The 23,039-nt window shown below is 34.2% G+C and carries 17 protein-coding genes; 5 read left to right on the top strand and 12 right to left on the bottom strand.

Annotation, left to right across the window (positions count from 1 at the left end; translation table 11 throughout):
• Positions 1–33 precede the first annotated feature (33 nt).
• The 3 genes from BW983_RS07660 to BW983_RS07670 all read right to left on the bottom strand — a co-directional run bounded on the left by BW983_RS07660 (position 34) and on the right by BW983_RS07670 (position 2,844).
• Positions 34–843: a lamin tail domain-containing protein gene (locus tag BW983_RS07660; protein ID WP_076551325.1), complete on the bottom strand. Its 810-nt coding sequence runs from the start codon at positions 841–843 to the stop codon at positions 34–36.
• A 169-nt stretch (positions 844–1,012) separates the two neighbouring features.
• Positions 1,013–1,969, bottom strand: a complete 957-nt coding sequence (locus BW983_RS07665) for a T9SS type A sorting domain-containing protein (RefSeq protein ID WP_076551326.1) — start codon at positions 1,967–1,969, stop codon at positions 1,013–1,015.
• Between the two features lie 92 nt (positions 1,970–2,061).
• Positions 2,062–2,844 (bottom strand): T9SS type A sorting domain-containing protein, encoded by a 783-nt coding sequence (locus BW983_RS07670; RefSeq protein ID WP_076551328.1) that lies wholly within the window; start codon positions 2,842–2,844, stop codon positions 2,062–2,064.
• A 151-nt stretch (positions 2,845–2,995) separates the two neighbouring features.
• On the opposite strand from BW983_RS07670, the gene BW983_RS07675 reads away from it, so the two are divergent.
• The gene (locus BW983_RS07675) at positions 2,996–6,223 is read left to right on the top strand and encodes a hypothetical protein (protein ID WP_084184378.1); all 3,228 of its coding nucleotides are present in this window, start codon (positions 2,996–2,998) and stop codon (positions 6,221–6,223) included.
• A gap of 78 nt (positions 6,224–6,301) precedes the next feature.
• On the opposite strand, the gene BW983_RS07680 is transcribed toward BW983_RS07675, so the two are convergent.
• Positions 6,302–8,077 carry a T9SS type A sorting domain-containing protein gene (locus BW983_RS07680; RefSeq protein WP_076551329.1) on the bottom strand — a complete coding sequence of 592 codons (1,776 nt, stop codon included), beginning with the start codon at positions 8,075–8,077 and terminating at the stop codon, positions 6,302–6,304.
• A 196-nt stretch (positions 8,078–8,273) separates the two neighbouring features.
• Between BW983_RS07680 and dusB the strand changes: the two genes are divergently transcribed.
• A complete protein-coding gene (gene dusB, locus BW983_RS07685) occupies positions 8,274–9,269 on the top strand; it encodes a tRNA dihydrouridine synthase DusB (RefSeq protein WP_076551331.1) in 996 nt (331 codons plus the stop codon).
• A 54-nt stretch (positions 9,270–9,323) separates the two neighbouring features.
• Here the strand turns inward: dusB and deoC are convergent, their stop codons facing one another.
• The 5 genes from deoC to BW983_RS07710 form a co-directional block, all read right to left on the bottom strand.
• Positions 9,324–10,067: a deoxyribose-phosphate aldolase gene (gene deoC, locus BW983_RS07690; protein ID WP_076551333.1), complete on the bottom strand. Its 744-nt coding sequence runs from the start codon at positions 10,065–10,067 to the stop codon at positions 9,324–9,326.
• A 4-nt stretch (positions 10,068–10,071) separates the two neighbouring features.
• The gene (locus BW983_RS07695) at positions 10,072–10,542 is read right to left on the bottom strand and encodes an Lrp/AsnC ligand binding domain-containing protein (protein ID WP_002976659.1); all 471 of its coding nucleotides are present in this window, start codon (positions 10,540–10,542) and stop codon (positions 10,072–10,074) included.
• A 28-nt stretch (positions 10,543–10,570) separates the two neighbouring features.
• Positions 10,571–11,506 (bottom strand): endonuclease/exonuclease/phosphatase family protein, encoded by a 936-nt coding sequence (locus BW983_RS07700; protein ID WP_076551334.1) that lies wholly within the window; start codon positions 11,504–11,506, stop codon positions 10,571–10,573.
• Positions 11,507–11,883: 377 nt separating this feature from the next.
• Positions 11,884–12,555, bottom strand: coding sequence for a tRNA (guanosine(37)-N1)-methyltransferase TrmD (trmD, locus tag BW983_RS07705; RefSeq protein ID WP_065395107.1), 672 nt, complete (start codon positions 12,553–12,555; stop codon positions 11,884–11,886).
• A complete protein-coding gene (locus tag BW983_RS07710; RefSeq protein WP_076551336.1) occupies positions 12,552–13,814 on the bottom strand; it encodes an NAD(P)/FAD-dependent oxidoreductase in 1,263 nt (420 codons plus the stop codon). Before BW983_RS07710 ends, trmD begins: the two co-directional genes overlap by 4 nt.
• Positions 13,815–13,879: 65 nt before the next feature.
• Between BW983_RS07710 and BW983_RS07715 the strand changes: the two genes are divergently transcribed.
• Positions 13,880–14,743 (top strand): glycoside hydrolase family 25 protein, encoded by an 864-nt coding sequence (locus BW983_RS07715; RefSeq protein ID WP_076551338.1) that lies wholly within the window; start codon positions 13,880–13,882, stop codon positions 14,741–14,743.
• 156 nt (positions 14,744–14,899) lie between these two features.
• Here the strand turns inward: BW983_RS07715 and BW983_RS23705 are convergent, their stop codons facing one another.
• Positions 14,900–16,555, bottom strand: coding sequence for an alpha/beta fold hydrolase (locus tag BW983_RS23705; RefSeq protein WP_084184380.1), 1,656 nt, complete (start codon positions 16,553–16,555; stop codon positions 14,900–14,902).
• A 135-nt stretch (positions 16,556–16,690) separates the two neighbouring features.
• Positions 16,691–17,203: a 5' nucleotidase, NT5C type gene (locus BW983_RS07730; protein WP_065395110.1), complete on the bottom strand. Its 513-nt coding sequence runs from the start codon at positions 17,201–17,203 to the stop codon at positions 16,691–16,693.
• A 304-nt stretch (positions 17,204–17,507) separates the two neighbouring features.
• On the opposite strand from BW983_RS07730, the gene BW983_RS07735 reads away from it, so the two are divergent.
• Positions 17,508–19,403, top strand: coding sequence for an ABC-F family ATP-binding cassette domain-containing protein (locus tag BW983_RS07735; RefSeq protein WP_076551341.1), 1,896 nt, complete (start codon positions 17,508–17,510; stop codon positions 19,401–19,403).
• 65 nt (positions 19,404–19,468) lie between these two features.
• Here BW983_RS07735 and BW983_RS07740 read toward each other — a convergent pair whose 3' ends face one another.
• On the bottom strand, positions 19,469–20,524 hold the full coding sequence (locus tag BW983_RS07740; protein WP_076551343.1) for a Gfo/Idh/MocA family oxidoreductase: 1,056 nt from the start codon (positions 20,522–20,524) through the stop codon (positions 19,469–19,471).
• A 184-nt stretch (positions 20,525–20,708) separates the two neighbouring features.
• On the opposite strand from BW983_RS07740, the gene BW983_RS07745 reads away from it, so the two are divergent.
• The gene (locus BW983_RS07745; protein WP_076551345.1) at positions 20,709–22,985 is read left to right on the top strand and encodes a TonB-dependent siderophore receptor; all 2,277 of its coding nucleotides are present in this window, start codon (positions 20,709–20,711) and stop codon (positions 22,983–22,985) included.
• Positions 22,986–23,039: the final 54 nt, after the last annotated feature.

A 23,039-nucleotide genomic window follows, 5' to 3' on the forward strand; every position in this document is an offset into this window, starting at 1 on the left:
GCAGTTCTTTCTTTTTCAATAGGTATGTAAAAACTAATCTTTAATAATCTTTTGTGAAATAGGAGCATTATTAATGGTTCCCGTCACAATATAAGTACCTTTTGGAAGGTCTGTAATATCAAGATTTAAGGCAAATTTTGTAGGAGATTTTTTCACCACCTGCCTGTATGAATCATATACTTTGACATCTTTGATTTCCATATCAAACACTACTTTTCCATCTTTTACAAAAGGATTTTGTATGAAACCAGATTTCCCCATCCCTTCTGCTGAGAAGTCCACCCTATTATCACTATTATTTTCAAGAGTTCTTCTGATAGCCGTTGATGCTGTTGGAGACGGAGCTGGACCGTCACCTTTAAACTGATCTGCATTAGCTCCATAGCCTACAAAATCCAAGACATTGGATGAATCAGGATTTGCAACCTGAATAATATTTCCCGCTAATGCAACTTTCCCTGATGTATTTGAAATTTTTATTCCAACAGATTTATTAGGGGTTCCGTCAAAATTTTTAATGGTGGTAGCTATAAAATTAGGTGTGGGCAGATTTTCTACTCCACCTTCAATAGCCGCTTCCTGGATAAGATAAGTTTCATTGGGACCTAAAGTAAAATCCGGTAACGTGTGATATTGAGTAAATGCCCCGATTGCTGGGGCATATTGTATGCTTGCCCCCGTTAAGGAAACCAATGTTGTCCCTATATTTTTAAGAACAATATAATTATTTTTAAAAACAGACCCGGAACTTTCGTTACCTCCATAGATTTCATTGATAACAATCTGTGCATTTGTAAATGCTGTCATCAGTACTAATCCGGCAATAGTAAAGATTTTTTTCATCTCAATATTTTTACAGGTGATTGTGGTAAAAACAACAAAAACGATACCACAAGATTGGGAAATATACAATAAATATAGGATATACTCATTGTCATAATGAAGTAATTACAATAAAAAAATCCAGCCATTTCTTCGAAATGTCTGGATTCTATTTTTATCTAAAAACGAATTAGTCTTTTAAGATTTTTTGAGATACTGCTTCTTTGTTTACAGTACCTGTTACGATGTAAGCTCCTTTTGCTAATTCAGCAACGTTTACAGTTCCGTTTTGTTTTACAGAAGCTTCTTTTACTACTTGTCCGAACATGTTGAAAACTTTTACATCTTTCACATCAGCTCCGAAAGTGATTTCGTTGTTTTTTACGAAAGTGTTTTTTACAAAACTTCCAGCCTTACCTGTTTTTACATCTGAAACACTCAAAGTTTCAGTATATATTTTTGCAGAAAGATTTCCAATAGAAAGATTTCCTGTTCCAGAAGTTGCACTTCCACTTTGTCTTATAGCAACACCACCAATTGTTGCTGGAGAAGTTCCTAATCCTGCAGTACTTGTAATTAATGGTTGTGAATTGATTTGTAAAGTAGCCGTATTTGTACCTGCTGTATTATCAATAATATAAGTAACCGTAATATTAGCAGGAGTTCCGTAAGGAATTTCAGTTCCATAAGTAGGTGTAGGAGCAGGAGTTCCTGATGGTGCAAATCCATTATTTAAGATTCCCAAAGAATATCCAGTTGCAGACCCTTTAGCAAAAAGTCTTGCATTAAAAACTCCTGGGCTAGTACCTGAAGACACTGTAAACATTAAGAAATAATCACCTGCAGTTGTACTTAAACCCGCTGCACTTGCAGCATTAATTGTAGCTGAATACTCTGCTTTACTAGATCCTGTAGGACTAACATTAAAAACTGATGAGAATGCTTTGTTAACATCTTCGCTGTTTCCGGCTGTTAATTGGGCTACACTCCCATTAGCACTTAGCTGTCCCGGTGTTCCACTGTGAGTAGTCCATCCGTTTGCATTAAGAGCTCCTGTAAAACTAAAGTTTTCAGATAAAACGGTACTTTGTGCATTTGCAAAAGCAGCAATTGCTACAACTCCTAAAATAGTAAAGATCTTTTTCATAAAATAATTTTTTTTAAAATTTATAGAATAAAAATACAAAAAAACCGTTACTTAAAAAAGCAACGGTATATATTTAACAATTAGTTAATTTATTACTTTTTAATAATTTTTTCTGAAACAATTTTTCCGCTTACAGTTCCAGTAACGAAATAAATACCTTTTTGAAGTTCTGTAACATTTAATGCTCCATTTTCAGAAACTGATCCTGTTTTTATTACTTGACCGTTTACATTGAAAATCTTTACATCAGATTTTACTCCAAAATAAATTTCATTATCTACAGAAGTATTTTTAACAAAAACTTTTTTAGATTTAGTTACATCAGAAGTTGCTAACGAAGCGGCAGTTCCTGTTATCCTAACATCATCTAACCTCCATTCTACGTCGTTTGTCCCTGTGAATTTAACTCTTAAATTGGATGTTGCTGGGATAGTTCCTGTAGGATTAATGTAAAGCCAATTTGAAGTACCATTCCCTGTAGGTCTTGTGTAAGAAAGTAATGTCCAATTAGTTCCATCTACACTCACTTCTATTTTCAATTCATTATTAGCAGAAGCTGATCCTTTTCTTTGCCCTAAAAAAAGTTGAATATTCTCATAATTTGAGGTATTTATTCCTGAAATTATGAAAGTTTCATCAGTTGCATTAATCATTACGTTAGCACCTCCTGAAGATTGTGCATAACCAGATGAAATATTAGTAGCTCTGACATCACCACTTCCTTCATAGCTTATCGGATTGGCATTTTGAAAAGTATTAGCTGCAATAGTCTTTGTACTGGTAGTAGTACCCATATTTTCAGAATAAATAGTAGTTTGGGCAAACGCTACAGTTGTAAACATAGCTGTTGCCAATAACGAATAAAGTTTTTTCATGATTATAAAATTTTAATAATTAATAATTTCGGAGGCTAAATTACATTTATTTTTTCCGCCTTCACAATAATTAAATTAAATTTCTGTTAATAATAGTTAGACCTTCACTGTTAACATTTTTTAATTATTTTTACGAATTATTTTTCAGGACTTGCGGAAATTTATTATACTATTCGTATTCTTCTTTTTAGGCGTATTCTCAGGAAATGCTCAGGTCTTTTCGTGGAAGAATCCCAACGTTCCAGAAGACAGTATTAAAAAGGACAGTATTCTTGCGGCAAGGCTTGAACAGGATATTTTTGCAAAAGATACACTTGATTTTATCCGTACCAATAACAGAGTCATTATTGATGAAGCTGTACTTGCTAAAAATGATAAAAAAAGGTTTTTAGGAGAACTCAACTCTAAAGGTTCTATTATCCGTGGAATCACTTTTGGTAATAACCAAGGACAATCTGTACAAAGTTCCATGGATCTTCAGATTTCCGGGCGACTTTCTAAAGATGTTACTATTTTAGCCAGTATTTCAGATCACAATTTACCTATTCAGGCTGACGGTTATACACAAACACTTGAAGAGTTTGATAAAATTTACATGCAGCTTAATATTAAGGATAAATCGATCCTTAGAGCTGGGCATTTGGATCTTATGGAGGCTAAAAATTACTTTGCCAAGTACCAGAGAAGAAGCATGGGAATTCAGTTTCAGACAGAAATGGGTAAGGAAAATAAAACCTTTTTAGATATCTCTGCAGGAGTAGCGCGAAGTGAATTTCACAGAATCCGTTTCCAGGGGGTTGAAGGAAATCAAGGTCCTTATCGTCTGACAGGAAAAAACGGAGAACAGTTTATCACCCTGATTTCCGGTTCTGAACAGGTTTTTATTGATGGAATTTTAATGAAGCGAGGAGAAAACCAGGATTATATTATCAATTATAACACAGGTGAAGTAACCTTTACCAGTTTCCGTCCTATTTTCCAACAGAATTTCATCACGATTTCTTATAACTACGCTAACAGGAATTATTCAAGGTATTTATTTACCGGAAAGATTGAGCATCAAAGAGAAAAGTTCAAAATCGGATTGAACATGTTCATGGAAAATGACAACAAAAATGCACCTCTTGCTTTAAGCTTGTCTAAAGAAGATGAACAAATTCTTGCCAACGCCGGAAATGACCCTAATTTGATGTATGCACCGTCAGGGGTTATTACGGAATATGATGTTAATAAAATTTTATATCGTTTAAATCCAGCTGGGAATTTTTATGAATTTTCTACAGACCCTAATGAAACATTATATCAGGTATCTTTCACTTATTTCGGAGCAAATTTAGGAGATTATAAAACTGCACAAACTACTAATAACGGACGTGTTTTTGAGTATGTAGGTCCTAATGCCGGAGATTACAGAGCCGTAAGAAAACTTCCTTCCCCTCAAAAATCACAGGTCTTCTCTCTTAACTCTGAATATCTGTTGAATGAAGGTAAAATAGGCGCAGATATTTCTTTAAGTAACTATGATGTCAATCTATTTTCATCTAAAGATTCTGATCAAAATACAGGATATGCATGGCGTATTTTCGGGAACAAGAGTTTTACAAAAAATTCATGGAAGGGAACTCCAAGTTTTGAGTATCAATACATAGACAAGCAATTCCATATTCTGGATCGTATCAATGATGTAGAATTTTCCAGAGATTTCAACCTTACACAGGAATTTAATAAAAAGACTCAAAACAGATTTATCTTCAGCTTTTTAAATAAATGGAATAATAAATCTACTTTAAATTATCGTGTCAATTATTTAAATGAACAAGACTCCTACAAAGGTTTAAAAAATGACCTGGATTTTGGCTGGCTTACGGGACGCTTCTTTACCAAAGGAAACCTTTCTTATCTGAATACAAATGCTACACTCCAAGACACCAAGTTCATCCGAGGTGGTGTATCTACAGAATTTACCGGAAAAAAAGGCAGCTGGACCATCGGTGGAAGTATGGAACACAATGAAAAGAAATACAATGATACCCAATTAATGGATGTTACCAGTTTCAGCTGGAAAGAGCTTTTTGTACAAAAGAAAATCGGAGACAGTACGCGTACAAAATTACTTGCAAAGGTATACATGAGAGATAATGACTCAGTACGTGATAACAGGCTTCAAAATATGAATAATATTTTGGGGATCATGGCAGAAAGTCAGATTATCAAAACAGAAAGAACAAGCTTAAATGCTTTAATCCATTATAGAAAATTCTTCTATCAAAGTGCAGAAGGTAATGTATCAAGAAATAATGATTTCGTTGTCGGAAATTTACTTTATAATCAACAGCTTTTCAAAAATGGAATGAGACTTCAGGCTTTCTACGAACTTGGGAACGGACAGGAAGCTCAGAGGGAATTCCAATATATTAAAGTAACTGATGGGCAAGGTGTTTACAAATGGACGGATTATAACGGTGATGGCATTCAACAGTTGGATGAATTTGAAATCGCAGAATATTCTGATTTAGCTCAATATATAAGAATTTATACAAATTCAGTAAGATATATTCCTTCCAATAAAAACAAACTGCAGCTTGCATTATTTGTAAATCCGGCAATCATCCTTAACTCAGAGAATGCATTTTTAAAGCGTTGGAATTTTAATATCTCTTTGAATTCTCAAAATTCCTTCTATAAAAAAGATAAGGTTTTAGTCCTTAATCCGTTTGAAAAAAATAGTGATCAGATTCTTAAAAACCAAAATATTTTAGCGTCTGTACAGTTTAATCCAACGGAAAAATCCGGATGGAACGGAAATTATAGATTCATCACGAATGATAACCTTATTAATGCCAATTTCAGTAATGAAGAACGTGAACAGACTTCTCATTTTCTGAATATGGGGTATTGGTTCAATAAAGAATTTAGGGTAGACTGGGAAAATTCCGTCCATGATATCAAAAACTCTTCACAACTTTTTGCAACAAGAGATTTTCATTTGAGTAATTTTGAAACCAAGCCTAAAGCTACTTACAAATTTACGGATGCTCTTCAGGCAGAACTTTCATCTGCTTATCGTCAGAAGCAAAGACTGGACGGAGAAGAATTACTAAAAGCGTTTGATGTTACCGGAACCATCCAATGGGAGTACAGAAAAACTTCTATTCGTGGAAACTTTTCTTTCATCAATAATAATTTCACTGGAAATAATTTCAGTATCGTAGGAAACCAGATGCTTGATGGACTGAAGCCCGGAAAAAATCAGGTTTGGAGTGTATTTATTCAGCAAGCTCTTAATTCATTCATTCAGTTAAATTTAAATTATGAAGGAAGAAATTCTGGAGAAAGAACAATTCATATTGGAAGTATGCAGGTAAAAGCGAGCTTCTAAAGAACCGGCATCAATCTATTTAAATTATATAAAAATCCCCGATATTGGAATATCGGGGATTACTTTATGAATAAGTTTTTATTTTTTAATGACCTTAGTAGACTCTGATCCTCGCTCAGTATTTACTTTTAAAATATAGACACCTACTGGTACTTTTCTCATATCTACAGATGCTTTTTCAGCATTTACAACTTCATTTATAACTCTCTGCCCTGAAATGTTATATATTTCAACATTTCTGATTTTTCCATCATTGTTAATATAAAGATAATCAACAACAGGATTTGGGTAAAGATTTATCTTCTTTTTAGATACATCGTTGACAGCCATTGATTCTACTGTAAATTCAAAGGCTCCAAGATCTGGTGTTGTTGCATTTCTTGTATTTCCATCAGCATCTAAAGTTATTCCGGCAATCGGAGTTCCTTTATTGTCTAAAGCTGCATTTCCTGAATTAGATATGTGAAAATCCGTTGTAGATACAAATACAGGTAAAACGTTCAGAGAATTGGTATTTCCTCCGAATGCAGTTTGGATATCAGCAAGGGTAGCTTTTGCAGCGCCTCCAATATACCCTAGGTTAGTTCCTGAAGAAAAGTAATTATTATTGTTAATATTAGAAAATATAGTATTAGGTGCGGCAGAATAAATTACGTATTTCTCTCCAGTTTGAGTCTGGGAATTTACGAAGATATTATTCCTTATATCTAAAGCTCCGGCAGCTGTAATAGGCGTACTTATATTTAATGCTGCAGGTCTCCCCGCCACGGATTGGTTAACATTCATCACTATGGTATTGTAATAAAGTTTAAAACCACCACCGTTACTAATTGCTATCCCATTTCCATTATCAGCAACGGTACCACCGCCATTGTAACCATATCCTGCAACTCCACTTACTATATTATTATATACTGAAATATTTGAAGCTATATTGGCTGAATTCAAATAGATTCCGGCTGCTCCATATCCTGCGGTATTTGTACTTCTAACCTCGGAAATCTTATTATTGAAAACATTTCCATTCAAAACGTTAGCACCAACCAAAATTCCGGAGGCAATAGCGGTAGAAGTAGGTACTAATACAACACCGGTAATTGTATTTCCACTAATTTCAAAGTTCTGGGCATGTTGCAAAGCAATTCCTCTGAACAGCATCTTATCAGCTATTACTGTAGATCCTATAACATTATTTTTAATAATATAGCCACCCGCCGTAACCGTTGCATTACCTATAGCAAATATACCATTCTGAGCCCTTACAATAGTATTATTAATAGCTGTAAAGTTATTATTGGAAACCTCTGCTGCTCCTAATGTAGATCCGGCTATAATAATCCCAGCTATTGTTCCTGTAGAACTAGATCCTGCAATATTTGTGTTTTTTACAGTAATATTATCAGAACCGTCTGTTGCAGTACTTGTTATTACAACAACAGCGGGTGATGTTCCTGTAATAGCCGTAAAAGTATTGCTAATGGTTAGATTTCTTGAAGAAGTTCCATTATTGCTTCCTTCAATCGTTAAATTATCACCTCCATTCACTTTAATAATACCTACAGGACTTGCTCCTGAAATAGTAGCATTTACCCCTGTTGCAGGCTTTACCAGCACAGAAGAATAATTCGAAGTACCAATGCTGGCATTTAGAACGGCAGTAGCAGTTTCCGTTACGTCAGCAGTAATATCAATTGTAATAGCCCCTTGATGTGTCCCTGCATTAATAGCGTCAAAAGCACCCATTAATGTAGTATAAGTTCCCGTAGTTGTACCTGCCGTAGCTGATAAACTAACCTGTGCATCTAATTCAGATGCTGCAAGACATGTTACTAAGCAAAGTAAAAGTTTGTTCATACTTATTAATTTTATTATTAAATATATAAAAACATTTTCATTAAAAATCAAAAATAACTGAAAATCAATCAAATAAAAAGGAAATAAATTAAACAAAATTCACAAAAACCCTATTAATAGATACAAAAAACACAAAACACAAAAAGTCATTTAAATAGTATAAAATCATTTTTTTAGAATTTCGTAAATTTGCATCATGATAAAAATAGGCAACATAGAACTGCCGGAATTTCCACTTTTGCTGGCTCCAATGGAAGACGTAAGTGATCCTCCGTTCAGACGTTTGTGTAAAATGCATGGCGCAGACTTGATGTACTCGGAATTTATTTCTTCCGAAGGATTGATTCGTGATGCAATCAAAAGCCGTAAAAAGCTGGATATCTTCGATTATGAAAGACCTGTAGGTATACAGATCTTTGGGGGTGATGAAGAAGCTATGGCAATGTCTGCAAGAATTGTTGAAACTGTAAACCCTGATCTTGTTGATATTAACTTTGGTTGTCCGGTGAAAAAAGTAGTATGCAAAGGAGCCGGAGCTGGAGTATTGAAGGATATTGATCTTATGGTTCGCCTTACTAAAGCTGTAGTAAGCTCTACCCACCTTCCTGTAACAGTCAAAACCCGTTTAGGATGGGACAGCACAAGCATCAACATTGATGAAGTAGCAGAGCGTCTTCAGGAAACAGGAATTAAAGCCCTTACTATACATGCAAGAACCCGTGCACAGATGTACAAGGGAGAAGCAGACTGGGAACATATTTCAAGAATTAAACAAAATCCTAATATTGAAATTCCTATTTTCGGAAATGGTGATATTGATTCTCCTGAAAAAGCATTGGAATACAAACAAAAATACGCTTGTGACGGAATTATGATTGGACGCGCTGCGATTGGTTACCCTTGGATATTCAATGAAATTAAACATTTCTTTAAAACAGGTGAAAACTTGCCTGTGCCAACTATTTCAGACCGTCTTCTAGCTGTACGTCAACATGCTGAATGGAGCGCTGAATGGAAAGGAGAGAGATTAGGATTGGTTGAAATGAGACAGCATTACAGCAATTATTTCAGAGGAGTTCCTCACTTTAAAGAATTCAGAAAAAGATTCCTTGAAGTATTCACATTAGAAGAGATGGATGCTTTAATTAAAGAAACCCAAAAATTCTACGAAGAATATCAGGAACAGGTATAAAATAAAAAAACCATCAAATTTATTTGATGGTTTTTTTATTCTTTTGAATCTATTTTAATATCCTTCTGATGAAGATTCGTTTTTAATCAATGCTAATGCTGAAGAGGTTCCGATTCGCTTTACACCCATGCTGATCATTTTTTCAGCATCTTCTGGAGTTCTTACTCCTCCGGCAGCTTTTACAGGAAGTTTCCCTGCATTGTCAAGCATAATTTTTATTCCTTCAAATGTTGCTCCGTTAGGTTTCCCATCCTCAGTTTTGTAAAATCCTGTTGAAGACTTTACAAAAATCTTAGACCATTCATTTTCAGAGAAATTTTCTTCTGCCCAGGTAGAAATATTTTTAGTAAGATCAGCAATTTGCACATCAGTTAAAGCTGCAATTTCAATGATCCATTTAGCAATTTTATGGTTGTCTAAAGCCAGCTTTGTACATTTTACAAATTCTTCTTTTACCGATTCTGTTTCTCCCTGAAGATATGCATTATAATTAATTACAAAATCTAATTCATCAGCTCCGTCTTCTATTGCTTTTGAAGCTTCAGCAAGCTTTTCATCAATTGAATACGTTCCTTCGTGAAAGCCTATTACAGTTCCTACTGCAACATTTGAATTTCTCTCCTGAATATATTTTTTGATTTCCGCTACATAATCCGGTCGGATCATTACGGCAAAAATACCATTATCAATAGCTTCCTGAGTAAGTTTTTTATCAATTTGAAGTGTTTCTTCATTCGAAATACCTGATTGTTCTGGTGTTTTCAGGTAGGTTGAATCCAAATATTGGGCTATGTTCATATCGTTATACTTTCAATTGTCTGTAAATACCTTGTTCCAAAGATATAAAAGTTTCTGTTCTTGTTACCCCCTTCAATTTTTGAAGTTTGCTAAGGATTTGCATCAAATGATCATTATCCTTACAAAGAACCTTAAGGAATATTGTATAATTCCCTGTTGTATAGTGCGCTTCTACCACTTCATTAATATCGTGTAAAGATTTTACTACTTCAGGATAATGACTTGGCTGATCTAAAAATACACCGATATATGAAATTACTTTATATCCGATTTTTTTAGGATTAAGGAATGAAATTGAATTCTCAATTACCCCAGCGTGTTCAAGTTTCTTAATTCTTTGGTGTACTGCTGTTGTAGAGATTCCTACATTTTTAGAGATGTGTGCTAAAGATGTTTTAGCATTATCCATCAGCATGTAAATAATTTCCTTGTCAATTGAATCTAAGTGATAGCTTGTGTTGCTCGAATTTTTCATTTTCTACTTTTTTATTATTTATGTTTTTTTACTGTAAGCTTTTAAACTTTACAAAAACCGGAAAATGATCACTGTATCCGCCTAAGTACCGTGTACCGGCATAGGTTCGGAAAGGTCGACCTTCAAAATTTCTGGTTCTGCTGCTGATTTTTTCAGAGTTAAATATACAGGCTTCCTGAAAAGCCAGTACTTTATTGTCAACAAGGGATTTTGACATAATGATCTGATCATACAACAATCCAGATTTATAATGAAAAGTAGAATAATTTCTTGTAGAAAACAACTCTTGAAAAGGGTTTATCAAAACCTTCTCATGATTATTGTCATAGAGAATTTGAACTAAATTTTCATCATCCGGGTTTTCGTTAAAATCACCACACAATATTACATGTTCCTTATCTTCATCTACGATTTTCATGATCCGTTGCCGGACTTCATTAAGTATAAAGGCTCTTTTGGGTTTATTGATATCTTTTTCGCGCTTAGAGGGAAGGTGCGCAATAAAGACATTAATAACTTCGTCTTTATATTTAACCTTTGAAAAAAGTACGTCTCTGGTTGTGTCGTAATTTCCTGTGTTTTTATTTATAATTTCAAAAAAGAAAGTAATGGTTTCAGAATCTATAACCTCTACTTTATTTTTATCATATAACATGGCAACATCTACTTTTCTTTCATCCATTGAATTGTAATGAACAATTCCATATTCTGAATTAAAAGGTTCTAGTTCCACAAGATCTTCCAAAACTTTCCTTCCGGAAACTTCGGATAATCCTATTATAAATGGTAGTGTACCGTTTTCCTCCTTCATCAGTTGAAATACGTGAGAGATCTTAAAAAGCTTGTTTTTATATCTTCTCTCGTCCCAGTTCCTTAAACCTGATTTTGTAGGATCTAATTTATGTACAGGTTTAGGGTCAGGTAAAAATAAATTTTCAACATTATAAAAAGAGAACAGTTCCATCAACACAAATTTCTATACTTTAATTTTAATATGTTCTTTTTCTAAATGTAAATTTATTTATTTTTCATCAAAATTCATTGAATCTTCTACAATACCTATTAAATCAATTTCTAATAAGAAATCGTTCAAATATAGTAAAAAATACCAATAAAACTACTTTTAGGGAATTATATTTTCAATTATTTAACAAATCTATTCAATATATCAAAATCAAAACAATATATAAAACGTCGAAAAATTAAAATAAAAAATCAAATTACAACAAAAGAAACTAATATTTTTCTTATATTTTAAAATAATAACAAATATTATTCCATTTAGCAAGATTATAAATTGAACACATAAAAATTAATATTTAATGAATTCAAATATATTTTTTACAACAGATCCGGACGTTTTTCTTTGGTAATTCTCACCGCTTCTTCATGACGCCATTCTTCAATTTTCCCAAAATTCCCACTTAAAAGTATTTTAGGAACATCTAAGCCTTTATAGCTTTCCGGTCTTGTATAAATGGGTGGTGATAGAAGATCATCCTGAAAACTATCTGTCAAAGCACTCTGTTCATCATTCAAAACTCCAGGAAGTAATCGTATAATAGAATCTGCAAGAACGCATGCTGCAAGCTCTCCTCCGGTTAAGACATAGTCTCCTATTGAGATTTCTTTGGTAATATGAAGATCTCTTACTCTTTGGTCTATTCCTTTATAGTGTCCGCAAAGAAAGATCAGATTATTTTTTATTGAAAGAGAATTGGCAATCTTCTGATTCAGTGTTACTCCGTCCGGAGTCAGATAAATAACCTCATCATACTCTCTTTGAGATTTAAGTTCTGAAATACATTTATCCAATGGCTCTACCATCATTACCATTCCTGCTCCACCACCATAAGGTTCATCGTCTATTTGCCTGTGCTTATTTATAGCCCAATCTCTCAGATGATGAAAGTGTACTTCTACCAGTCCTTTATCCATTGCTCTCTTCAAAATAGAGGTCTTAAACGGACTTTCCATCAATTCTGGAAGTACGCTTATTATATCAATTCTCATTGTAATGTTCCGTTTTTCTTAGTCGGTATAATAATTAATCTTAAGGAAGAATCCTTGTTGATATAGCTCCACATCCAGTTGAAGAATATGGCTAGCTTATTTCGAACGCTCAAAATTAGCATTAAATGGAGAAACATCCAGAAATACCATGCTAAAAATCCTTGAAATTTTATAAATGGTAGGTCTACAACGGCTCTGTGCTTTCCAATGGTTGCAAGTGAACCTCTATCTTCATACTCATATTCTTTCCATTCACCGGCATTTTTCTTTAATAGGTTTCTACCTAAATTTTTTGCCTGATTAATGGCTACATTGGCAACCTGAGGATGTCCTTGCGCATACCTTGGAGTTTCCATGTAAGCGATGTCTCCGATTGCATAAATATTATCGTACCCTTTTATTTTATTGTAACGATCTACAATATATCTGTTTCTTACTAATTTTTCTTCAGGAAAACCGTCAATCACATTTCCTGTAACTCCAGCTGCCCAAATGACATTATTGGAAGGAATCTCCTTGCCGCTTCTTAGATGAACTTTATCACCGTCATAGTCTGTAACAACTTCTCCGCTCATGAATGTAACGCCAAGATCTTTGAGATATTTTTCAGATTTTTCCTGTGCTTCGCTGCTCATTACCGCAAGTGGCTTTTCTGTAGAACTCACAAGAATGATCTTCAGCTGATCGAAATTCATGTAAGGATAATCTCGTGGAAGAATATCTTTTTTCATTTCGGCAAAGGCTCCTGCCAGCTCTACACCGGTAGGACCACTTCCTACGATAACAATATTCCAGTTACCATCGTCGCTTCGGCTTTTTTCAATGATTAGTTTTTCGAAGGTCATCAGAACGTGATTTCTGATACTAATAGCTTCCTGGGTATTTTTCATTCCGAACGCTTTTCCTTCGAGTTCTTTGTTACCGAAAAAATTAGTTTTACAGCCTGTGGCGATGATCAATTTATCGTAAGTAAATTCTGCTTCATCGGTAATGACCTTATTGTTTGCAGCATCAATTTCTTTTACTTCCGTCATCCGGAACTGGGTGTTTCTGGATTGCTGAAAAATCTTTCTGAAAGGAAAGGAAATATTGGAAGGTTCTATCCTCCCGGAGGCTACCTGATAAAAAAGCGGCTGAAACATATGATGATTCACCCGATCCAGAACAATGACCTTTTTGTTCTTGTTATTCAACGTTTTTGCAAGCTGCAGCCCCGCAAATCCTCCTCCAATAATGATGATTTTTTCGCGTGTTTCCATAATACACAAATTTACTGATTTTATTTAGCATTTAGTAGTGAAAAAAGTTAGTTTTGCAAAACTTTATGACACAAAAAAAGTACACCAAAAAAACTGCCAAACGAATCCATAAGAACCGACGAAAGAATTATTTTTTCCGTCGTTGGGTGATATTAGCAATCTTAATAGTGGCTTTAATTGGTACTGGATTTTACCTTAAACAATCTGTCAGTTACTACTATGCTTTGTACTTTAATAAGTTTACCCACAAAAAGCTTCACAACAGTGAAAAGGAAAGTTCCAGAATTCAAAGGATTTTAGCGAATAATCTTGATAAAACGTATGGCTTTGATGTTTCTCATTATCAAAATAAGGAAGATATCAAATGGGATAGCCTCAGCATTGGCAACAGAACAATTCCACTGGAGTTTGTAGTCATGCGTGCTACGATGGGAAACCGTAGTGCTGATAAGCATTTTGATGAGTTTTGGGAAATGGCAAAAAAACACGATCTGATTCGGGGTGCTTATCATTTTTACAGGGCAGATGAAGATCCGGTGATTCAAGCCAATAATTTTCTTGCTAATGTAAAATTGGAAAGTGGTGACCTTCCTCCTATTTTGGATATTGAAAAAATCCCGAAACGTAAGACTAATAAGAAATTGGTAGAAGATTTAAAAGTATGGTGTAAAATCGTGGAAGAAACTTACGGCACCAAACCGATCATTTACACCTATTATCATTACTATAAAGATTTCCTGAAGGGTGAATTTGAGGATTATCCGTTGTGGCTTGCCAATTATAATGATGTTCCTACTCCATCTCCCGATAGCCAATGGGATTTCTGGCAATTTACCGAAAACGGAATTGTTCACGGAATCAATACTAAAGTAGATCTTGATATTTATAATGGTAATTCATGGTCTTTGAAAAGACTAACGTTGGATTGATAAGAAAAGATGATTGGTTCAGGAAAATGGAAGTTTAAAAAAATAATTTTAAGTTTTGTTTTCCAATTATTGGAAAAAAGCTCCTTTTAATTTCAATGTTGAAATCAAAAGGAGCTTTTTAAACTTCCAGCCTCAATCTTCCTTCTTCTTGTTTATTTATTTCTTTCCAAGGAAACTCAGAATATCTGCATTAAGCTGATCCGGTTTTTCATAAGGAACCATATGAGTGGTATCTTTATAAATTTTCATTTCAGCATTTGGAATTTGTTTGGAAATAAATTTTGTATGATCCGGCTTGATAACATCTCTATCCCCAGCAATGACGAGAACCGGGTTTTTTATTTTATTTAAATCATCTTTACTGATATTAGGCTGCGTTAGCATGATCTTTAAAAGCCTTCGCTCCCTAAATGTTTCTTCAGGAGCCATATCATTCAGCTGCTTCATTTGATTGGTAAAACGCTCGATAAGTTTATCTTCTACTCCTTCAGGAAAAGTATTAGCTCCAATGGTTACAAGCTTATTAAGACGTTCTGGATATTTCAGTGCAAATTCAAGCCCTGTACATCCACCATCGCTCCAACCTACAATATTAATTTTATCAAGCTTCAGTTCATCTGCTAAAGCTTTTACATCGTCTGCAAATAATTTATAGGTAAAATCCCTCTTAGAGGTATCTTTACTTTTCCCCTGCCCTCTTGTATCTATAGCAATTATTTTATATTGTTTAGACAAAACCGGAATTTGCTGATAGTAATCTTTAATACTTCCTGAATTTCCGTGAAGCAATACGAAAGGCTCTCCTTCACCATATACTTCATAATAAAGATCTGTATCTTTCAGTTTTACATATTTTCCGGCAGATTCATTTTTACCATATATGGACTGATTGGCTTCTTCTATATTTTTTGAATTATCCGCCAGCCAGCCCTCAGAGATATCATCATCTGCATATCCACCATAATCATCTTTTGAATCCTTACTGTTTTTATCCACTTTTACATCAATATTTATAGCAGGAGCAGCAATGGACATTTTCATCCAGTCTCCGTAAAATTCTCTAATAAATCCCGTTCTGAACAATGCAGCACTGATTTTAATATTTCCATCAAATTCTTTTAAGAACTGAATTCCCACGAAGAATTTTCCCTGAACCCAGATATTACGGTCATTAACATCTAAAGTAAAGGTTCCGTCTTTTATCATATCTTCAGTAAGGGCAATGGTAATTTCTTCATCCAGAATATTTTTATCGGGAAGACCATTTTTTTCACTGTAGATACTGTATCGCATCAAAACTGGCTCAGTAGAATTATAACGTGCTATATTCAGGTTGATGTTTCTGATCTTTGATCTTTTCTTTGTATTAAATTCCAGAGCTGTTTCTCCCAGAAAATCTTTTCTACCCGTTGCCGGATTTACAAAGTAGGTAACACTTTTCGTTTTTGTATTTACTCCCCAGTTTTTATCAACAAGCTTTTTTGCTTTAATAGTAACTTCTTTAATATTTTTAGTTTTCTCATTTAAAAATATTTTCTGCTGGTCGTGCTTTTTAAAATTTTCTATTGTTTCTACATACGAATCATATCCCGGTACTTCAATCTTTATTTTTTGTTGTGGATCAGATTGAGAAAGATCGATTGAAAAGTTTCCTTTACCGTCAGAAATAGTTCCGGTAGTTTTCTTTTCTACTCCTATTTTCACATAAGGAATAGGTTGGTTCTCATTTTTAGAAATAATAGTTCCTGAAATGACTTGCGCATTCAGAATAGAAGCTGTACAAATAAAGAATAGAGCTTTAAGTTTTCTCATGTTAAAAGTTTGATGCAAACTTATTTATTTTGAAACACCAACACTCATAATATCTTATTAAAATAAATCTTGTTTTAGTTAAAGTTATTTTAAATCATCAAGGTTTTAGAGTAATTATTTAAAAACCTGAAAAGCTTATAGAATATTCATAATTTCTTCCCATGAATTTACACGCTCGTAAGTTTCGTTTTCGATCAGCTCATTATGAGGTTGCGTAAAAATCAGTCTTTGTCCGGAAAAATGATCTAAATTCTTTGGATAATCATCAATCATTACATCTCCTGACACTACTTTCTTACTTCCACACAATACAATCTGCTCCCATGTAATGAATGGAAAATGCTCAGCAAGCCAGTCATATTTCTCTCTTAGACTGTTTGGAAACTCCATCCCTGCAGAAACAATATACAATTCATATTTATTATTCAGGTATTCCATTGCTTCGCGACTGCCTTCCATTACAGGTAATGTTCTGAAAAAACCTATTTCATTCACGTGTTTTTTTCCATTGGGGAAAACTTCCAGTTCAGGTTTCCCTGCTGTTTCACTGATTTCAATCTCTTTTCCTGTATCTCTTTTTTCAAACTGTGCCAGCTGATGATAAACATCTGCCATTACTCCATCCATGTCAACGATTACTTTTTTCATTTGCTTCAAATCAGATTTAATATTTATTATGTTATAAAGTTGAGAGTCTGGCGCTAGAACTTATTGAGTTGAAAATACAACCCGATTTTTTAAAGATTATTAAACTTCTAGCTTCTCATCTCCAGTTTCCAGCTTCTTATTTATACCATCAAATTTACCGAATAGTTTTTGCAGACAATGAACACAGTTTATTAAAAAATTATAAATATTCATCCTCATAGAGGATACGCCGGAAAGTTTTATGGCTACATTTTTCGTATTTTTGCGATTCAGTTTAAAATTAAAATCAAACTATTAATTTCCAATGAATTACGTTTCTGCAGAAAATCTTACCAAATCCTATGGCATCAAAGTTTTGTTTGAAAACATTACTTTTCACATTAATGAAGGAGACAAAATTGCTATTGTTGCCAAAAACGGAAGCGGGAAATCTACCCTTCTGAAAATTTTAATGGGTAAAGAAATTGCGGATAGCGGAAATGCGATTATTAATAAGGATATCCAGGTAGTTCTGTTTGATCAGGAAATTAATTTTGATCCAAAACTGACTATTGACGAGTTTATGATGACTTTAGACTCTGAACCTATTCTTGCCTTAAAGAATTATCACAAGTCTCTGCATTCTACAGATCATGCTTTTATTGAAAAAGCTCTTGCTGATATGGAAGCTCACAAAGCCTGGGATCTTGAAAATGAAATGAAACAGATTCTTTCCCAACTAAAGATCACCGATCTTGAAGCTAAAATGGGAACGCTTTCCGGGGGACAGATCAAACGTGTAGCTTTGGCTAAATTATTGACAGAAACCAGAGCTGAGCACAAGCATACATTGCTTATCATGGACGAACCTACCAACCACCTTGATGTGGATATGGTAGAATGGCTTGAAAATTATCTGAATAAAGCAAAAATCACATTATTACTCGTTACCCACGACAGATATTTCCTTGACAGTGTTTGTGATATTATCTGGGAAATGGAAGACGGAAATCTTTATGTTCATAACGGTTCTTATGCTACGTACCTTGAGAACAAAATGATTCGTGAGGAAAACACAAACGCGACCATAGATAAAGCTAACAACCTTTACAGAAAGGAACTTGAATGGATGCGAAGACAGCCTAAGGCTAGAACTACAAAGTCAAAAAGCAGAATTGACGCTTTCTACGAAACAGAAAAGGTTGCTAAAACCGACACCAGAAAACAAGGTCTTGAGCTAGATTTTGAAATGAAACGTCTGGGAAATAAAATTCTTGAGCTTAAAAATATTGACAAAAGTTTTGGTAACAAAGTTTTATTAAAAGATTTCAGCTATCAGTTCCAGCGTGGGGAGAAAGTAGGAATCATCGGAAAAAATGGCGCCGGAAAATCTACGTTACTGAATATCATTCAGGGATTGGAAACAATTGACAAAGGGGAAATTGAAACGGGAGAAACTATTTCTTTCGGATATTTTGCTCAGAAAGGTCTTACTTATAAAGAAGATGAGCGCGTAATCGACTTCATTAAAGAAATTGCTGAATTTTATCCTTTGGCAAACGGGAGAAGTCTTTCTGCATCGCAGTTCCTGAGATTATTCTTATTTGACGACCAAACACAATATTCACCAATTTCGAAGCTTTCAGGAGGAGAAAAAAGAAGGTTACACCTGATGTATATTCTTTATCAGAATCCTAACTTCCTAATCTTTGATGAGCCTACGAATGATCTAGACCTACCTACATTAACGGTTCTTGAAAACTTCCTGCAACAATTTCAGGGGTCTTTGATTATCGTTTCCCACGACAGGTATTTCATGGATAGAATTGTAGACCATGTTCTTGCTTTTGAAGGAGATGGAAAAATAAGAGATTTTGTTGGAAATTTCTCAGAATATCGTGAAGCAAAAAGCCGTGAAGATGCTTTGGAAAAGAATTCAACTTCAAAACCTGAACCTGTAAAAGAAACCGTTGCTGCCCCTGCGAATACTTCAGCTACCAATTCTCAAAAAAGAAAATTAACCTTTAAGGAACAAAGAGAATTAGAAACGATTGATAAAGAAATGCCTGAACTGGAAGAACAACGTGCTAAAATTTTAGATCAGCTTAACAATGAAACTGATTATGAAAAAATTGCCAAACTGTCATCAGAGCTGGAAACCGTTTCTGAAAAACTGGAGAACCACGAGATGAGATGGCTGGAGCTTCAGGAATTGTTATAAAAAACATAAGTTATAAATTAGGTCAGAGAGTTAAACTTTGACCTAATTCATAACTCATTAATTATCTACAATACAACTACCTTTTCTTCTTTTGTACTTTCTAAAGAAGCATCTATGATCTTCATATTCTGAATAATTTCTTTTCCCGGAGATGGCAAAGGATATCCAAAAACAATATGCTCATAAATCTGCTGGTAATAATTCATATAATTTCCAGCCTCACTTGAAGTGATTACTCTTTCTATTTCGGAACTTTCATTCAAATAGTTTAAAATCCCATCTGCTTCTTTCAAAGGCTGCATCCATTCGCTACCATAAACAGGAATAGCTCCTGCAACTAATTCAGCTTCCTGATTATCGGTTCTCTCTTGTAAAAAGCTTCCTTTATCACCAAAAATTTTATAGGCATAATGATCTTCTTTAGCAAACACTGAAGATTTTAATCTTACTCTCAGGTCATTTTTATAGAATAATAGAATCTCAAAATAATCATTTGCAAAAGCAGGTCCTTTCATAGAAAATACATCTGCAAACAATTTTTCAGGATAACCAAAATATTGCACTGCCTGGTCTACAAGATGTGCTCCCAAATCATGTAATGAGCCTGAACCTATCTGGTCCGGACTTTCTTTATGCTGCTTTCCACTTGGAGTAGTTCGGAATCTGTCAAAACGAATTTCAGCTTCTTTGATATTTCCAAGTTTTCCTTCATTTAAAACTTTTTGTACCTGTAGAAAATCCCTATCAAATCTTCGGTTTTGATATACACTCAGAAATAATCCTTTTTCTTCTGCAAGCTTTACCAACTCTTCTGCCTCTGCAACATCTACTGTAAATGGTTTTTCAACAATAATATTTTTTCCGGCTTCAAGAGCTTTTTTTGCATACTCATAATGAGTCTGAACCGGTGTATTAACAATCACAAGTTCTATATCTGCATTTTCAAGCATCTCGTCCACCGAACGATAGATGGTAGCCTCGGGATATTTTTCTTTAGACTCCTCTTTACTTCTTTCTACTACGGCAGAAATAAAAAATCCCGGATGTTCCTTTAAAAACGGTGCATGAAACACCTTCCCGCTCATTCCAAAGGCACAAAGCCCAGCTTTTACCAATTGCATATTTATAAATTTTAAACAAATATATTCATAAAAAACGCTGAAATCCTCAGCTACCACAATGATAGAAATAATCCATGTATTTCAACTTAAAATGACATGACAAAAATCATAAATTAATTTTTATTCATTCTAAACAAATACTTACATTTGCGCCTTATTTAAAACTGTTCTACATAAAAATAAAATGAAAAGACAACTACTATCTTTAGGTCTTCTATTTACCGCTGTTTCATTAAGCGCACAGCTTAAAAACGTTGAAGCAGATACTATCAGAACCCAAACTATTGAGGACATCAATCTTCACAAAACAGGAAATCCAAACCAAGCTAAGCCACTTTCTACAAAGTCGAAACTTACGATAATGGAAACTCCACAGCCTATTGCTATTGTTACTCATGAAATCATTGAGCAGCAGCAGGCAAAACAATTGAGTGATGTTCTACAAAACGTAAACGGAATGTATGTGACTTCTTCAAGAGGAAACTCACAGGACAGTTTTGGTGGACGAGGTTTTATCTTAGGAAATGACAATATTTTCAAGAACGGGTCAAGAATAAATAGTGGAGTTTTCCCTGAAGTAAGTGGTCTTGAAAGAGTAGAAGTTTTAAAAGGAGCAAACGCAATGCTTTATGGAAATACTGCTGCCGGAGGAGTTATCAATATGATTACGAAAAAACCTAAGTTTAATTTTGGCGGAAGTATAGGATTGAATGGCGGAAGCTGGAATACTTATAAACCAACAGTAGATGTTTATGGACCTTTATCTAAAAATATTGCTTTCAGAGTAAACGGAACTTACGAATACGCTGAAAGTTTCAGAGATGTTGTACAATCTGAAAAGTATTACTTCAATCCATCATTTTTATTTAATTTAAGTGAAAAATCTCAATTAATTGTTGAGGCAGATTACCTTAAAAATAACTTCACTCCTGATTTCGGACTTGGATCTATTACCGAAAAAGACCAAAGCTATAGATTGAATGATAATATTTCCAGAAACGTTTTCTATGGAACAGACTGGCAATATCAGAATGTACAGCAAGCTTCAACAAATGTAACATTCAATCATCAATTTAACGAAAGATGGTCTTTGAACGCTACTGCATCTTATCAAAACTATACGAAAGATTATTTTTCTTCTGAAAGAGTACAATGGATATATGATAAAACTGCAGATCCTAACAGATTATCTTGGAAAAGACCTTTTGGTAAAACTTACAACGAACAGAATTATACTTCTGCACAAGTAAACATCAATGGTGAGTTCAATACAGGAAAAATCAATCATAAAATTTTAATTGGTTCTGATGCAGATTATAGTCAGGCAGATGCTTACGCTTATACCGTTACAGACCCAAAAAACCTTCTTTATTTAGATGATCCTTCAACATGGGGAAATATTGGTATGCCCAATTCTACCCTTACTACAAGAAACAGAATCAATACAAGAAGAATCGGAATCTATGCACAAGATTTTATCAGCTTAACAAAACAGCTAAAAGTAATTGCTGGATTAAGATGGTCTTATGTAGAAAATATGCCAACATTGACTACCCGTTTTGCATCCAATGAGAAGTTTGAAGTAGCAAATTCTTCAACTTCTGATAATGCATTTTCTCCAAAGGTAGGTTTGGTTTATGCTCCTAATGAAAACCTTTCTGTATTTGCAACGTATACTAATTCGTTTGCTTCAAACTCAGGATATACTTCAGATCAATTTAATACGGTAAATACAAATCAACTTCCTGCTGACATCCAAAACCAATTGAATGCTTTATCAAAACAAAGTATAAAGCCATCAACAGTTGATCAATACGAAATTGGTGTTAAAAAGAATTTCTGGAACAATGCTTTAGCTGTTAATTTAACAGCTTACCAGATTATGTACAACAATTATTATCAAACATATTGGTTCCCTTCTAATACAAATGGAGCACCGGTAACTTCAACAGATACCAATCTTAAAGAATTGGCAGGAAATATGAGAAGCCGTGGTGTGGAATTAGACATTACAGGAAATCCAACAGAAAACTGGTCTATTATCGGAGGTTTCTCTTATAACAATTCTGTTTATATTGATACTCCTGAAAAAGGATATATTGAAAACCAAAGATTAGTAAGAACACCTGCTACAACAGCAAATGCTTCCGTTTTCTATAAATTTACAAACTACGTAAAAGGATTAAAAGTTGGGGCTGGAGTTTATTATATCGGAGACAGAATCGCTGGATGGAATGATACAAAATCTACCAATACAAGTAGAAACAATGTGACTAGAATGTTTGATCTGAAAGACTACACGACTGTTTCTCTTTCCGTTGGCTACGAGTGGAAAAAATTCTCTATCCAAGGAAGAGTGGGTAACCTATTTGATGTTGTCAACTACAACGTACATGAGAATTACTCAGTAAACCCAATCATGCCGAGAAACTATTATTTTACATTGACCTACAAACTGTAGAATTAAATACATAATTACTTCTTTATTAAAAGTGGAAATTGCATTTTTGCAGTT

The organism is Chryseobacterium ureilyticum (assembly GCF_900156735.1).
GTDB lineage: Bacteria > Bacteroidota > Bacteroidia > Flavobacteriales > Weeksellaceae > Chryseobacterium > Chryseobacterium ureilyticum.

What these genes read in the sequence shown, in the direction of transcription:
- BW983_RS07660 (WP_076551325.1), bottom strand. Translation starts at nt 843, where the DNA reads ATGAAAAAAATCTTTACTATTGCCGGATTAGTACTGATGACAGCATTT.
- BW983_RS07665 (WP_076551326.1), bottom strand. Translation starts at nt 1,969, where the DNA reads ATGAAAAAGATCTTTACTATTTTAGGAGTTGTAGCAATTGCTGCTTTT.
- BW983_RS07670 (WP_076551328.1), bottom strand. Translation starts at nt 2,844, where the DNA reads ATGAAAAAACTTTATTCGTTATTGGCAACAGCTATGTTTACAACTGTA.
- BW983_RS07680 (WP_076551329.1), bottom strand. Translation starts at nt 8,077, where the DNA reads ATGAACAAACTTTTACTTTGCTTAGTAACATGTCTTGCAGCATCTGAA.
- dusB (WP_076551331.1), top strand. Translation starts at nt 8,274, where the DNA reads ATGATAAAAATAGGCAACATAGAACTGCCGGAATTTCCACTTTTGCTG.
- deoC (WP_076551333.1), bottom strand. Translation starts at nt 10,067, where the DNA reads ATGAACATAGCCCAATATTTGGATTCAACCTACCTGAAAACACCAGAA.
- BW983_RS07695 (WP_002976659.1), bottom strand. Translation starts at nt 10,542, where the DNA reads ATGAAAAATTCGAGCAACACAAGCTATCACTTAGATTCAATTGACAAG.
- BW983_RS07700 (WP_076551334.1), bottom strand. Translation starts at nt 11,506, where the DNA reads ATGGAACTGTTCTCTTTTTATAATGTTGAAAATTTATTTTTACCTGAC.
- trmD (WP_065395107.1), bottom strand. Translation starts at nt 12,555, where the DNA reads ATGAGAATTGATATAATAAGCGTACTTCCAGAATTGATGGAAAGTCCG.
- BW983_RS07710 (WP_076551336.1), bottom strand. Translation starts at nt 13,814, where the DNA reads ATGGAAACACGCGAAAAAATCATCATTATTGGAGGAGGATTTGCGGGG.
- BW983_RS07715 (WP_076551338.1), top strand. Translation starts at nt 13,880, where the DNA reads ATGACACAAAAAAAGTACACCAAAAAAACTGCCAAACGAATCCATAAG.
- BW983_RS23705 (WP_084184380.1), bottom strand. Translation starts at nt 16,555, where the DNA reads ATGAGAAAACTTAAAGCTCTATTCTTTATTTGTACAGCTTCTATTCTG.
- BW983_RS07730 (WP_065395110.1), bottom strand. Translation starts at nt 17,203, where the DNA reads ATGAAAAAAGTAATCGTTGACATGGATGGAGTAATGGCAGATGTTTAT.
- BW983_RS07735 (WP_076551341.1), top strand. Translation starts at nt 17,508, where the DNA reads ATGAATTACGTTTCTGCAGAAAATCTTACCAAATCCTATGGCATCAAA.
- BW983_RS07740 (WP_076551343.1), bottom strand. Translation starts at nt 20,524, where the DNA reads ATGCAATTGGTAAAAGCTGGGCTTTGTGCCTTTGGAATGAGCGGGAAG.
- BW983_RS07745 (WP_076551345.1), top strand. Translation starts at nt 20,709, where the DNA reads ATGAAAAGACAACTACTATCTTTAGGTCTTCTATTTACCGCTGTTTCA.